This is a genomic window from Streptomyces sp. NPDC052079 (genome assembly GCF_040680275.1).
Taxonomy (GTDB): Bacteria; Actinomycetota; Actinomycetes; order Streptomycetales; family Streptomycetaceae; genus Streptomyces.
Genome location: NZ_JBFAWL010000011.1, coordinates 60,083 through 73,891 on the forward strand (window position 1 = coordinate 60,083; position 13,809 = coordinate 73,891).

The 13,809-nt window shown below is 70.9% G+C and carries 12 protein-coding genes; 9 read left to right on the forward strand and 3 right to left on the reverse strand.

Features of this window, described 5'->3' with window-relative positions; all coding sequences use genetic code 11:
• Positions 1 to 56: 56 nt before the first annotated feature.
• A complete protein-coding gene (gene rpsT / locus AB0L56_RS18290; RefSeq protein ID WP_361023081.1) occupies positions 57 to 323 on the reverse strand; it encodes a 30S ribosomal protein S20 in 267 nt (88 codons plus the stop codon).
• Between the two features lie 255 nt (positions 324 to 578).
• Between rpsT and lepA the strand changes: the two genes are divergently transcribed.
• The 7 genes from lepA to AB0L56_RS18325 all read left to right on the forward strand — a co-directional run bounded on the left by lepA (position 579) and on the right by AB0L56_RS18325 (position 9,796).
• The gene (gene lepA, locus AB0L56_RS18295) at positions 579 to 2,447 is read left to right on the forward strand and encodes a translation elongation factor 4 (RefSeq protein WP_361023078.1); all 1,869 of its coding nucleotides are present in this window, start codon (positions 579 to 581) and stop codon (positions 2,445 to 2,447) included.
• Positions 2,448 to 2,691: 244 nt separating this feature from the next.
• Positions 2,692 to 4,566 (forward strand): AMP-dependent synthetase/ligase, encoded by a 1,875-nt coding sequence (locus AB0L56_RS18300; protein ID WP_365424475.1) that lies wholly within the window; start codon positions 2,692 to 2,694, stop codon positions 4,564 to 4,566.
• Between the two features lie 124 nt (positions 4,567 to 4,690).
• On the forward strand, positions 4,691 to 4,939 hold the full coding sequence (locus tag AB0L56_RS18305; RefSeq protein ID WP_365424477.1) for a type II toxin-antitoxin system prevent-host-death family antitoxin: 249 nt from the start codon (positions 4,691 to 4,693) through the stop codon (positions 4,937 to 4,939).
• Positions 4,936 to 5,364 carry a PIN domain-containing protein gene (locus AB0L56_RS18310; protein ID WP_365424479.1) on the forward strand — a complete coding sequence of 143 codons (429 nt, stop codon included), beginning with the start codon at positions 4,936 to 4,938 and terminating at the stop codon, positions 5,362 to 5,364. Before AB0L56_RS18305 ends, AB0L56_RS18310 begins: the two co-directional genes overlap by 4 nt.
• Before the next feature lie 197 nt (positions 5,365 to 5,561).
• Complete coding sequence (locus AB0L56_RS18315; protein ID WP_365424481.1) at positions 5,562 to 7,856, forward strand: ATP-binding SpoIIE family protein phosphatase; 2,295 nt, start codon at positions 5,562 to 5,564, stop codon at positions 7,854 to 7,856.
• A gap of 27 nt (positions 7,857 to 7,883) precedes the next feature.
• A complete protein-coding gene (gene hemW / locus AB0L56_RS18320; RefSeq protein WP_365424483.1) occupies positions 7,884 to 9,116 on the forward strand; it encodes a radical SAM family heme chaperone HemW in 1,233 nt (410 codons plus the stop codon).
• Between the two features lie 101 nt (positions 9,117 to 9,217).
• Entirely contained in the window at positions 9,218 to 9,796 is a 579-nt protein-coding gene (locus AB0L56_RS18325; protein ID WP_365424485.1) for a Uma2 family endonuclease, read from the forward strand.
• Here the strand turns inward: AB0L56_RS18325 and AB0L56_RS18330 are convergent.
• Together AB0L56_RS18330 and AB0L56_RS18335 are read right to left on the reverse strand one after the other, a co-directional pair.
• On the reverse strand, positions 9,774 to 10,586 hold the full coding sequence (locus AB0L56_RS18330) for a DUF3097 domain-containing protein (protein ID WP_365424487.1): 813 nt from the start codon (positions 10,584 to 10,586) through the stop codon (positions 9,774 to 9,776). The genes AB0L56_RS18325 and AB0L56_RS18330 overlap by 23 nt on opposite strands.
• A gap of 34 nt (positions 10,587 to 10,620) precedes the next feature.
• Positions 10,621 to 11,355: an MBL fold metallo-hydrolase gene (locus AB0L56_RS18335; protein WP_365424489.1), complete on the reverse strand. Its 735-nt coding sequence runs from the start codon at positions 11,353 to 11,355 to the stop codon at positions 10,621 to 10,623.
• Between the two features lie 163 nt (positions 11,356 to 11,518).
• Between AB0L56_RS18335 and hrcA the strand changes: the two genes are divergently transcribed.
• Together hrcA and dnaJ are read left to right on the forward strand one after the other, a co-directional pair.
• Positions 11,519 to 12,535: a heat-inducible transcriptional repressor HrcA gene (hrcA, locus tag AB0L56_RS18340; protein ID WP_365424491.1), complete on the forward strand. Its 1,017-nt coding sequence runs from the start codon at positions 11,519 to 11,521 to the stop codon at positions 12,533 to 12,535.
• Positions 12,535 to 13,674, forward strand: coding sequence for a molecular chaperone DnaJ (dnaJ, locus tag AB0L56_RS18345; protein ID WP_365424493.1), 1,140 nt, complete (start codon positions 12,535 to 12,537; stop codon positions 13,672 to 13,674). Before hrcA ends, dnaJ begins: the two co-directional genes overlap by 1 nt.
• The last annotated feature ends 135 nt before the right edge of the window (positions 13,675 to 13,809 follow it).

Consider the following 13,809-nt stretch of genomic DNA (forward strand, 5'->3'; position numbering starts at 1 on the left):
GGCGGATGAGAGAGGGCCCGCCCGGGGTCCCGCCGGCGATCAGATCACAGGGTTGTTCAGCCCTTGACGGCCGCGACCTTCTGCGCCAGCGCCGACTTCTTGTTGGCGGCCTGGTTCTTGTGGATGACGCCCTTGGAGACGGCCTTGTCGAGCTGACGCGCGGCGACGCGCTGGTACTCGGTGGCCTTCTCGACGTCACCCGCGGCGGCGGCCTCACGGGCCCTGCGGATCGCGGTCTTCAGAGAGGACTTGACGGCCTTGTTGCGCAGCCGGGCCTTCTCGTTGGTCTTGTTCCGCTTGATCTGGGACTTGATGTTCGCCACGAATTGAGCCTCTACAGGTTCTGGCACGGGACCGTGCGGGAGCCGCACGGCTCGGTACCGGGTGATTTTCTTGGGGTGTGCCTCGCGCTGAGAGGGCATGAGACACAGCCCCCCACACTACCAGCGGCTCATTAGGTGGCCCAAACCGGTCCCGGGTCCCCACCCGTGGGACCATGGAGGCTACGTATCGATCCGACCCGAGACCGCAGACGCACAAGCACACGTATGCGGACGCCTCAAGAATCAGGACCCTGCGTGCCCGCGATCCCCAGCCATGTGCCCGAGCCGAGCCGTACCGACCCCGCGCTGATCCGCAATTTCTGCATCATCGCGCACATCGACCACGGCAAGTCCACGCTCGCCGACCGGATGCTCCAGCTGACCGGAGTGGTCGAGCAGCGGCAGATGCGCGCCCAGTACCTCGACCGCATGGACATCGAGCGTGAGCGCGGCATCACGATCAAGTCCCAGGCCGTGCGGTTGCCGTGGGCGCCGACCCACGACAAGGGCAGCACGCACATCCTCAACATGATCGACACCCCGGGGCACGTCGACTTCACCTACGAGGTGTCCCGCTCCCTCGCCGCCTGCGAGGGCACGATCCTCCTCGTCGACGCCGCCCAGGGCATCGAGGCCCAGACCCTCGCCAACCTCTACCTGGCGATGGAGAACGACCTCACGATCATCCCGGTGCTCAACAAGATCGACCTGCCGGCCGCGCAGCCGGAGAAGTTCGCCGAGGAGCTGGCGAACCTGGTCGGCTGCGACCCCGACGACGTGCTCAAGGTGTCCGCGAAGACCGGCCTCGGTGTCGAGGCGCTGCTGGACCGGGTGGTCGCCGACGTCCCCGCACCGGTCGGCGTCAAGGACGCCCCCGCCCGCGCGATGATCTTCGACTCGGTCTACGACTCCTACCGCGGTGTCGTGACGTACGTCCGTGTCATCGACGGCCAGCTCAACAAGCGCGAGCGCATCCGGATGATGTCCACCGGCGCCACCCACGAGCTGCTGGAGATCGGCACCAACTCGCCGGAAATGCTGCCCGCCGACGGCCTCGGCGTCGGCGAGGTGGGCTATCTGATCACGGGTGTGAAGGACGTCCGCCAGTCCAAGGTCGGTGACACCGTCACCACCCAGAGCAAGGGCGCCGAGGAGGCGCTCGGCGGCTACAAGGACCCCAAGCCGATGGTGTTCTCGGGCCTCTACCCCCTGGACGGCTCCGACTACCCGGAGCTGCGCGAGGCACTCGACAAGCTCCAGCTCAACGACGCCGCCCTGGTCTACGAGCCGGAGACCTCCGCGGCCCTCGGCTTCGGTTTCCGCGTGGGCTTCCTCGGCCTGCTCCACCTCGACGTGATCCGTGAGCGCCTCGAGCGCGAGTTCGGCCTCGACCTCATCGCCACCGCCCCCAACGTGGTCTACCGCGTGGTCATGGAGGACGGCACCGAGCACACCGTCACCAACCCGAGCGAGTTCCCCGAGGGGAAGATCAGCGAGGTCTACGAGCCGGTCGTGCGGGCGACGATCCTCGCGCCCAGCGAGTTCATCGGCTCGATCATGGAGCTGTGCCAGAACCGGCGCGGTGTGCTGCTCGGCATGGACTACCTCTCCGAGGACCGCGTCGAGATCCGCTACACCCTGCCCCTCGCCGAGATCGTCTTCGACTTCTTCGACCAGTTGAAGTCCAAGACCCGCGGCTACGCCTCGCTCGACTACGAGCCCACCGGCGAGCAGACCTCCAGCCTGGTCAAGGTCGACATCCTGCTGCACGGCGACAAGGTGGACGCCTTCTCCGCGATCACCCACAAGGACCAGGCGTACGCGTACGGCGTGCGGCTCGTCGCCAAGCTCAAGGAGCTCATCCCGCGCCAGGCCTTCGAGGTGCCGGTGCAGGCCGCCATCGGCTCCCGCGTCATCGCCCGCGAGACCATCCGCGCCATCCGCAAGGACGTCCTCGCCAAGTGCTACGGCGGTGACATCTCCCGTAAGCGGAAGCTGCTGGAGAAGCAGAAGGAAGGCAAGAAGCGGATGAAGATGGTGGGTTCCGTGGAGGTTCCGCAGGAGGCCTTCATCGCCGTCCTGTCCAGCGATGACAGCGCGGGATCGGGCAAGGGCAAGAAGTAGTCGCGGTTACTGCGGGTCACTCCGCAATCCGGGCGAACCCGGGCCCGTCGCACGCGAGCGCGGCGGGCCCTGAGCGTCGGTTGGGTAGCTCTCTGTACGAAGTAACAGGCCGTGGCCCCTTACGCCATGGCCGGTCGACCTTTAGTCTGTCCGTGCTCGATAGTTACTCGCGAGTTAAACAACGACGCGAGGAAACCCCAGCCGCACTGAGCCAGCCGCACCGTCGCGGGCCCCGGAGGATGTCGTGAGCGACACACAGACACTGATCGAGAACCGACCGCCGACCGTGGCGGCCCTCTTCCTGGAGCGTGTGGCGGCCACACCGGACGCCGAGGCCTACCGCCATCCCGTCCCGCCGGCCTCCGGCGAGGGCCCGGACGACTGGAAGTCGCTCACCTGGGCGGACACTGCCGAGCGGGTCCACGCCATCGCGGCCGGCCTGATCGAGCTGGGCGTGGAGCCGGAGCAGCGGGTCGCGCTGGCCTCCGCGACCCGGGTCGAGTGGATCCTCGCCGACCTCGGCATCCTCTGCGCGGGCGCCGCCACCACCACGATCTACCCGCAGACCAACGCCGACGAGTCGGCGTACATCCTGTCCGACTCCCAGAGCCGGGTGCTGATCGCGGAGAACGCCGAGCAGGCCGCCAAGGCGGTGGAGAAGCGCGCGGAGCTGCCCGAGCTCACCCGGGTCGTGGTCGTCGACCCGGCCGGCGTCGACACCGACGACTTCGTGATCACACTCGCCGAACTGGAGCAGCGTGGCGCCGCCCGCCTCCAGAAGGAGCCGGAGCTGGTCAAGGAGCGCGTCGCCGCGATCACCAAGGACCAGCTCGCCACCCTCATCTACACCTCCGGCACCACCGGCCGCCCCAAGGGCGTCCGCCTGCCGCACGACTGCTGGTCGTACATGGCGAAGGCGATCGCCGCGACCGGCCTGGTCAACAGCGACGACGTCCAGTACCTGTGGCTGCCGCTCGCCCACGTGTTCGGCAAGGTGCTCACCTCCGGCCAGATCGAGGTCGGCCACGTCACCGCCGTCGACGGCCGCGTCGACAAGATCATCGAGAACCTTCCGGTGGTCCGGCCGACGTACATGGCGGCCGTGCCCCGCATCTTCGAGAAGGTCTACAACGGCGTCGCCGCCAAGGCGAAGGCCGGCGGCGGCGCCAAGTACAAGATCTTCCAGTGGGCGGCCGGGGTCGCCCGCGAGTACGCCAAGGTCACCCAGGACAACTTCCGCCGCACCGGCACGGCGAGCGCCCCCTTCGGCCTGCGCAGCAAGCACGCCGTCGCCGACAAGCTCGTCTACGCCAAGATCCGGGAGGCCTTCGGCGGCAACCTCCGCGCCTGTGTCTCCGGCTCGGCGGCCCTCTCGCCGGACATCGGCTTCTTCTTCTCCGGCGCGGGCATCCACATCCTGGAGGGCTACGGCCTCACCGAGTCCTCCGCTGCCTCCTTCGTCAACCCCGGCGAGGCCTACCGCACCGGCACCGTCGGCAAGCCGCTGCCCGGCACCGAGGTGCGCATCGCCGACGACGGCGAGATCCTGCTGCGCGGCCCCGGCATCATGCAGGGCTACCACAACCTGCCCGACAAGACCGCCGAGGTCCTGGAGGAGGACGGCTGGTTCCACACCGGCGACATCGGCGAACTCTCCGCCGACGGCTACCTCCGTATCACCGACCGCAAGAAGGACCTCATCAAGACCTCCGGCGGCAAGTACATCGCGCCCGCCGAGGTCGAGGGCCAGTTCAAGGCGGTCTGCCCCTACGTCTCCAACATCCTGGTGCACGGCGCCGACCGGAACTACTGCACCGCCCTCATCGCCCTCGACGAGATCGCCATCACCGCCTGGGCGGCCGAGAACGGCATGGAGGGCAAGCCGTACGCCGAGATCGTCGCCGCGCCCGCCACGGTGGAGATGGTCGACGGCTACGTCAAGCAGCTCAACGAGGGCCTCCAGCGCTGGCAGACCATCAAGAAGTTCCGCCTCCTGCCGCGCGACCTCGACGTGGAGCACGGTGAGATCACGCCGAGCCTGAAGCTGAAGCGCCCGGTGGTCGAGCGCGAGTACAAGCACCTCATCGAGGAGATGTACGAGGGCACCCGCGAGGCGTGACCGTCACGCGGTGACGGATGAGCGGGGCGGGGTCCCGGGCCGGTTCGGCCCCGGAACCCCGCCCCGCTGACGTGTTCCTGTCTGTCTGCCTCATCTGCGGAGCCGCGGTAGTACCCTGTAGTACATGGAAGCGACTGCGCGTGAATTTAACCAGAACGCATCGAGGATCCTCGCCGCGGCCGAGCGCGGCGAGCGGATCACGGTGACCAAGAACGGGCGGCCGGTCGCCATACTGTCGCCGGTCACGGAGGAGCCCGTACCCGATCATCCCACGGACCCGATGGGTGACGAGGACATCCCCGTGTTCCACAGCGGCTCCAGGATCGACTGGTCCGAGGGGCGCGGCTCCTACCTGGAGGGATTCGGCGCGTGACCGTCCTGATCGCCGACACCTCGGGCCTGTTCTCCCTGTTCGACGCGGACGCTCCCGAGCACGCGGCCTGTCGCAAGGCCGTCGCGGGCTCCTCCCACCTGGTGGTGAGTCCCCTTGTACTCGCGGAGCTCGACTACCTCCTGAGTACCCGGGTCGGGCCCGAGGCCGCGCACGCGGCGCTGGGTCACGTCCGGGACCGCGTCGCCGTGCGCCGGTACGCGGTCCCGGAGATCGAACCGCACCTGTCGACGGCGTTGGTCACCATGCGGAGGTATCCGCAGATCGGTCTCACGGGCACGATGAACGTGGTGATGGCGGCCGAGTACCGCACGGATGCGATCCTCACCCTGGACCGCCGACACTTCCGCACGGTGCGCCCTTTGACCGGTCACACCGCGTTCCGGCTGTGGCCGGACGACCAGTGACTCCGAGAGGTGCTCGCCTGAGGGGGCGTCGCCCTTCCGATACAGGCAATCTCCTGACCGTTCATGACCGCATGCGGAGCACTGTTCTCACCCGTGGTGGCGCACTTCGGTAACTGCTTGCTTATGGGCGGGGTCTTTCTGTCACCCTGTCGGCAGCGATCGAGTCTTCTTCGTACGAACTGCCCGGGGAGCCGCCCATGCGGGCCATTCCGACCCAGCGGGAAACCGCCCCGCGCGTCCTGGACGCGCGCGGGCGCGCGCGGGTGGAAGCGACCCTGTCCGGAAGCCCTCTCGCCCCCGGCTCCGCACGGGCCCTGCTGCGCAAGGCGTTCACCGAGTGGGCCCAGCTCCCGCTGCCCGGCGCCGAACAGCTCACCGGCCGCGTCGGCGACGACGCCACGCTCCTCGCCAGCGAGCTCGTCACCAACGCCGTCGTGCACGCCGGCACCGAGGTGCGCCTGACCTGCGGGCTGGAGGAGGACACCGGCGCACTCGTCGTCGAGGTCACCGACCACCACCCCTCCCGCGCCCCGCGCGGCAGCGAACCGGAGGCGTCGGCGTACGACGCCCCCGAGTACGGGCGCGGCCTGCGCCTCGTCGCCGCGCTCGCGGAATCCTGGGGGATCACCTACCGCCCGGGCACCAAGACCGTGTGGGCGCGGCTGTCCGCCGGGGAGTGCGCGGTCAGCGAGCAGATCGAGGCGTACGCAGGGGAGCGCGCGTCGGCGCATGATCTCCGGGTGGCGGAGATCCTCGCCCCGGACCCGCTGGACGCGCCGTTACCGCAGGACCCGCTCGCCGGCCACCGGGAGCCGACGGGGCCCGCCCGGGAGACCTGGCGCGGAGGCTCGTACGGCGACGACTGGCTGGCGCGCCGCCACGGCCGCGACGGCACCTGGCTGGGCCGCGGCGCCCTCTCCTTCCTCGCCGAGGCCTCCGACCTGCTCGCAGGGCAGCTCGACGAGGACCTGGTCACCTCCCTCACCGGCCAACTGATCGTGCCGCGGCTCGCCGACTGGTGTGCGGTGTGGCTGGAGGACGAGACCACCGGCCACCGCGGCTGGAGCGACGACACCCGGGCCGGCGGACCCCGCCTCGCCCGCGTATGGCACGCCAGCGAGAACCGCATCGAGGACCTGAGCCACGCCCTGGAACAAAACCCACCCCACCCCGGCGACCCGTTACGCCCGGGCCCCGTGCCGTACCCCTGGCCGGGGGCCGCCCTGGACGGCCCGTCGACGGCGGCCGACACACCGGCCGGGCGGCCCGACGGGCCGGGCGTGGAGGGGGCGGACGCGTTGGCCGGGGAGTCGGGCGTGCTGGCCGAGGGTGTGCTGGCCGGGGGGCCGGATGTGCTGGCTGAGGGGCCGGGTGCACCGGTCAGGAGGCCGGATGTGCTGCCCGAGGGGCCGGGTGTGTCGGCCGAGGGGCCGGGTGCACCGGTCGACGGGGCCGGGTCCGGGGGGCCGGGTGGTCGGGACCATGGGGCGGCCGGGGAGGGGGCCGGTGTTGCGGGGGACGGAGGAGACTGTGGCACCGCTCTCGCCTACCGGCTCGTCGCCGGTGGGCGGCCGCTCGGGACGCTGGTGATCGGGCGGGGCGGGATCGACCGGTTTCCCGATGAGGTCACCGGCCTCGTGGAGGACCTCGGCCGGCGGGTCGCCCTCGCCATCGGAGCCGCCCGGCAGTACGCCCGCCAGGCCACCATCAGCGCCGTGCTCCAGCGCGGCCTGCTGCCCGGCGCCGTCGCCGAGATCCCCGGCGTGCGCAGCGCCCTCGTCTACGAACCCTGCGACAAGGGCGGACCGAGCGGCGACTTCTACGACCTCTTCCCGGCCGGCCGCGGCCGCTGGTGCTTCGCGGTCGGTGACGTACAGGGCAAGGGCCCCGAGGCGGCCGTCGTCATCGGACTCGCCCGGCCCTGGCTGCGACTGCTCGCCCGCGAGGGCTACCGCGTCGCCGACGTCCTCGACCGCCTCAACCAGCTCCTCCTCGACGACGCCACGGAGGCCGCCGACGCCGCCGCCCGCGCGCTGGTGGCCGCCGGGGCCCGCCCGACCGCCCCCGGCGACGGGCCCCAGACCCGCTTCCTCTCCCTCCTCTACGGCGAGCTCATGCCCTTCCCCGGCGGCGTCCGCTGCACCCTCGCCTCCGCCGGACACCCCCTGCCCCTGCTCCTCGACCCCGACGGCGGCGTCCGTCCGGTGGCGCAGCCGCAGACCCTGCTCGGCGTCGTCGAGGACGCCGCGTACACCAGTGAGACCTTCGACATGTACTCCGGCGACACCCTCCTCTGCGTCACCGACGGGGTCACCGAGCGGCGCTCCGGCTCCCGCCAGTTCGACGACGGCGACGGGCTGGCCATGGCCCTGGCGAGCTGCGCGGGGATGGACGCCGAGCTGATAGCGGAACGGATCACGCAGCTCGTGCACGAGTTCGGGGCCCGGCCGCCCGCCGACGATCTCGCGCTGCTGGTGCTCCAGGCCGAGTGACGTGCCCGGTGCGGGACAATGGAGCACATGCCTTCCGCACTCCCCGACGGCGAGCCCGTCCCCGCCGACGGCGCGCTGCCCGCGTCCGCGCTCGCCGGGGCCGCCGACCGCCCCCTCGGCTTCTACCTGCACGTCCCGTACTGCGCCACCCGCTGCGGCTACTGCGACTTCAACACCTACACCGCGACCGAGTTGCGCGGCAGCGGCGGCGTGCTGGCCTCCCGCGACAACTACGCCGAGACCCTGATCGACGAGATCCGCCTGGCGCGGAAGGTGCTGGGCGACGACCCGCGGCCGGTCCGCACGGTCTTCGTCGGCGGCGGTACGCCGACCCTGCTCGCCGCCGCTGATCTCGTACGGATGCTGGGGGCCATCCGGGAGGAGTTCGGGCTGGCGGCGGACGCGGAGGTGACGACGGAGGCGAATCCCGAGTCGGTCGACCCGGCGTATCTCGCCGCGCTGCGGGAGGGCGGCTTCAACCGGGTCTCCTTCGGCATGCAGAGCGCCCGGCAGCATGTGCTGAAGGTTCTGGACCGCACCCACACCCCCGGACGGCCGGAGGCGTGCGTCGCCGAGGCGCGGGCGGCGGGCTTCGACCACGTCAACCTCGACCTGATCTACGGCACGCCGGGGGAGTCCGACGACGACTGGCGGGCGTCCCTGGACGCGGCGCTCGGTGCCGGGCCGGACCATGTGTCGGCGTACGCGCTGATCGTGGAGGAGGGCACACAGCTCGCCCGCCGCATCCGGCGCGGTGAGGTGCCGATGACGGACGACGACGTCCACGCGGACCGGTACCTGATCGCCGAGGAGATGCTGTCGGCGGCGGGTTTCCACTGGTACGAGGTGTCGAACTGGGCCACGTCGGAAGCCGGCCGCTGTCTGCACAACGAGCTGTACTGGCGGGGCGCGGACTGGTGGGGCGCGGGCCCCGGCGCCCACTCGCATGTGGGCGGGGTGCGCTGGTGGAACGTCAAGCACCCGGGCGCGTACGCCGCGGCATTGGCGGAGGGGCGGTCGCCCGGGGCGGGGCGGGAGATCCTGACGGACGAGGACCGGCGGGTGGAGCGGATCCTGCTGGAGCTGCGGCTGCGGGAGGGTGTGCCGCTGTCGCTGCTCAAGGAGACGGGGCTGGAGGCGTCGCGGCGCGCGCTGACGGAGGGGCTGCTGGAGAGGGGACCGTACGGTGAGGGCCACGCGGCTCTCACCCTGCGCGGGCGGCTGCTGGCGGACGCCGTGGTCAGGGACCTGGTGGACTGATCACTCGGCGGAGTGAATCACTGCGGAACGCAGGTTCGGTCCCTCACACTGGTCCCTAGGCTGCCGCCAAAAGGACTCGGCGGATGTGGAGGGCCACGGAGATGACCGCTGTGGACGAGCGCGGGATGACCAGGTTCTTCGAGGAATTCGAGCCTCCAGAGGGCGTCAGGGTCGAGCTTCTCCGGGGCGACATCGTGATGACGGCCGGCCCTGAGCTGGTGCACAACCGCATCGTCGCGAATGTACAGGACCAGATTCCGCGCAAGCAGTGGGCTCGTCTCCAGACCCAGGACGTCGACATCATCGACGAGGCCAGCGAGCCCGTGCCGGATCTGGTGGTCCTCGGGCGTGATGCGACGCCCGAGTCGGGCCGTTTGCTGCCGTCCGAGGCGATCACGCTGGTGGTCGAGGTCGTGTCCAAGACCAGTGCCGTGCGGGACTACCTTGTCAAGCGGTCGATCTACGCTGCCGGCAAGATCCCCGCGTACCTCATCATCGATCCGATCATGGCGCACTGTGTCCTGCTCACGATGCCCGTCGGAGAGGGGGAAGCGGCTGACTACACGGCACAGATGAAGCTGGACTTCGGGCATCGAGTGCCGCTCGACATGCTGGGAGTCGGCTTGGACACGGGCGAATTCGGGACCTTCCCCGGGGTCAGGCCCCACCGCTTTCCGTGACGAAGTCGATCAGTTCCTCCACCCGCCCCAGCAGTTCCGGCTCCAGGTCCTTGTACGTCCGCACCGAGCCCAGGATCCGCTGCCACGCCTCCCCCGTGTGAGCCACCCGCCACCCCAGCGCCGCGCACACCCCCGACTTCCAGTCCTGCCCCCGCGGCACCCGCGGCCAGGCCTCGATGCCCACCGACGACGGCTTCACCGCCTCCCAGATGTCGATGTACGGGTGGCCCACCACCAGGGCGTGCTCGCTCGTCACCGCCTCCGCGATACGCCACTCCTTCGAGCCCGGGACCAGATGGTCCACCAGGACCCCCAGCCGCGCGTCGGGACCGGGCGCGAAGTCCGCCACGATCGACGGCAGGTCGTCCACACCCTCCAGGTACTCCACGACCACCCCCTCGATCCGTAGGTCGTCGCCCCACACCTTCTCGACCAGCTCGGCGTCGTGCCGCCCCTCCACGTAGATGCGTCCCGCGCGGGCGACCCGCGCCCGTGCGCCGGGAACGGCCACCGACCCCGATGCCGTACGCGTGGGCCGGGCGGGACCGGACGCCGGCCGTACCAGCGTCACCGCCCACCCCTCGAGCAGGAACCCCCTCGGCTCCAGCGGGAACACCCGGTGCTTGCCGAAGCGGTCCTCCAGCGTCACCGTCCCCGCCTCGCAGCGGATCACCGCGCCGCAGAAGCCGGTGCCGGGTTCCTCCACGACCAGCCCGGGCTCGGCGGCGACCTCGGGGACGGGCCCCGGTTTCTTCCACGGAGGGGTCAGATCGGCGGAGTACTGGCGCATTCTCACGACGATACGAGGATCCCGCCCGCCGTGATCAGTCCGACACGCCGAAACGCCGTGCCAGCGCGTCCCGTTGGGCCCGGACGAACGCCGCGTCGACCACCGCCCCGTGACCGGGAACGTACAGCGCGTCCTCCCCGCCCAGCGCCAGCAGCCGGTCCAGCGCGGCCGGCCACCGCTCCGGTACGGCGTCGGGTCCGGCCTGCGGTTCGCCGGACTCCTCGACCAGGTCGCCGCAGAACACCACCTCCGGGTCGCCGGGGACCAGGACCGCGAGATCGTGGGCGGTGTGCCCCGGGCCCACGTTCGCCAGCAGCACCTGACGGTCGCCGTCCGCCCCCAGGTCGAGCGTCCACTCCCCGCTCACCGCGTGCCGGGGCGCGACCAGCGCGTCCACCGCCTGCTCCGCCACACGCGCGTCCAGACCGTGCCGCACCGCGTCCGCGCGCAGCTCCTCGCGCCCCCGCGCCGTCAGCACGGTGTCCATGCCCACCGCGCCGAACACCTCCACCCCCGCGAACGCCCCGGCGCCGAGAATGTGATCGAAGTGTGGATGGGTGAGCGCGAGATGCGTCACACGCCTGCCGGTGAGGGCGTGCGCCTCGGCCCGCAACCGTGCGCCCTCGCCCAGACCGGAGCCCGCGTCGACGAGCAGCACGCCGCCCGCCCCCACCACGAGCCCCGCCGTGCAGTCCCACACCGGCAGCCGGCACCGGCCCACCCCGGGCGCCACTTGTTCCCATCCCGACTCTTCCCAAGTCACGGTCATGACGGGACGCTATCGGGGACGGTGCCGCCCGGCGCGTCGTGCGCGGGACCGGCCTTGCCCCGTGCCTACTCCCCGGCCGTACACTGAACCGGGGAAGTCTGGCACTCGCGTGCGAAGAGTGCCAGAGACGTTACCGGGCGGAAAGCTACTGGAGGTGTGCGCGATGCTCAGTGAACGCCGACTCCAGGTGCTGCGCGCCATCGTCCAGGACTATGTGGGCACCCAGGAGCCCGTCGGCTCCAAGGCGCTCACCGAGCGGCACAACCTCGGCGTCTCCCCGGCCACCGTGCGCAACGACATGGCGGCCCTGGAGGACGAGGGCTTCATCGCCCAGCCGCACACCAGCGCCGGGCGCATCCCCACCGACAAGGGGTACCGGCTGTTCGTCGACAAGCTCGCCGGCGTCAAGCCGATGACCGCGCCCGAGCGGCGCGCCATCCAGAACTTCCTCGACGGCGCCGTCGACCTCGACGACGTGGTCGCCAGGACCGTACGGCTGCTCGCGCAGCTCACCCGGCAGGTCGCCGTCGTGCAGTACCCGTCGCTGACCCGGTCGACGGTGCGGCACGTGGAGCTGCTGTCGCTGGCGCCCGCGCGGCTGATGCTGGTGCTGATCACGGACACCGGCCGGGTCGAGCAGCGCATGGTCGACTGCCCGGCGCCGTTCGGCGAGTCCTCCCTGGCGGATCTGCGGGCGCGGCTGAACAGCCGGGTCGCGGGCCGCCGGTTCACGGATGTGCCGAGTCTGGTGGAGGACCTCCCGGAGGCCTTCGAGTCCGAGGACCGCGGTACGGTCTCCTCGGTGCTCTCCACTCTCCTGGAGACGCTTGTCGAGGAGAACGAGGAGCGGCTGATGATCGGCGGCACCGCCAATCTCACCCGCTTCGGACATGACTTCCCCCTCACGATCCGGCCCGTCCTGGAGGCGCTGGAGGAGCAGGTCGTGCTCCTCAAGCTGCTCGGCGAGGCGAAGGAACCGGGCGTGACCGTCCGTATCGGTCATGAGAACGCCCATGAGGGACTCAACTCCACGTCCGTCGTGTCGGTGGGCTACGGTTCGGGCGGCGAGGCGGTTGCCAAGCTCGGCGTGGTCGGACCGACCCGCATGGACTACCCGGGAACGATGGGAGCGGTACGCGCAGTGGCACGGTACGTCGGACAGATCCTGGCGGAGTCGTAGTGGCCACGGACTACTACGCCGTACTCGGCGTGCGCCGCGACGCGTCGCAGGAGGAGATCAAGAAGGCCTTCCGGCGGCTCGCCCGCGAGCTGCATCCGGACGTCAATCCGGATCCGAAGACCCAGGAGCGGTTCAAGGAGATCAACGCCGCCTACGAGGTGCTGTCGGACCCGCAGAAGAAGCAGGTCTACGACCTCGGCGGCGACCCGCTCTCGCAGTCCGGCGGCGCCGGCGGCGCGGGCGGCTTCGGAGCCGGTGGCTTCGGCAACTTCTCCGACATCATGGACGCGTTCTTCGGTACGGCGTCGCAGCGCGGGCCGCGCTCGCGCACCCGCCGGGGCCAGGACGCGATGATCCGCATCGAGGTGGAGCTGGACGAGGCCGCGTTCGGCACCACCAAGGACATCCAGGTCGACACGGCGATCGTCTGCACCACCTGCAACGGTGAGGGCGCCGCGCCCGGCACCTCCGCGCAGACGTGTGACATGTGCCGTGGCCGCGGTGAGGTATCGCAGGTCACGCGGTCCTTCCTGGGCCAGGTCATGACGTCCCGCCCCTGCCCGCAGTGCCAGGGCTTCGGCACGGTCGTCCCCACCCCGTGCCCGGAGTGCGCGGGCGACGGACGGATCCGCTCCCGGCGCACGCTCACGGTCAAGATCCCGGCCGGTGTCGACAACGGCACCCGGATCCAGCTGGCCGGTGAGGGCGAGGTCGGCCCCGGCGGCGGTCCGGCCGGTGACCTGTACGTGGAGATCCATGAACTCCCGCACCCCACCTTCCAGCGGCGCGGCGACGACCTGCACTGCACGGTCACCATCCCGATGACCGCGGCGGCCCTCGGCACCAAGGTGCCGCTGGAGACGCTGGACGGCATGGAGGAGGTCGACATCCGGCCCGGCACCCAGTCCGGCCAGTCGATCCCGCTGCACGGCCGGGGCGTCACGCACCTGCGCGGCGGCGGCCGGGGCGACCTCATCGTCCACGTCGAGGTGCAGACCCCGACCAAGCTCGACCCCGAGCAGGAACGCCTCCTGCGTGAACTGTCCAAGCTCCGCGGCGAGGAACGCCCCACGGGCCAGTTCCAGCCGGGGCAGCAGGGGTTGTTCTCCCGGTTGAAGGACGCGTTCAACGGGCGGTGACCGGTTGCCTGCCGGGGCTGCGGGGGTGTGCTGCTGGGGGTCCGGGGGTCGGCCCCCGGGCAGGCACAGTCAGCCGGGGCAGCAGGGGCTGTTCTCCCGGCTGAAGGACGCGTTCAACGGGCGGTGAGGGGCGCT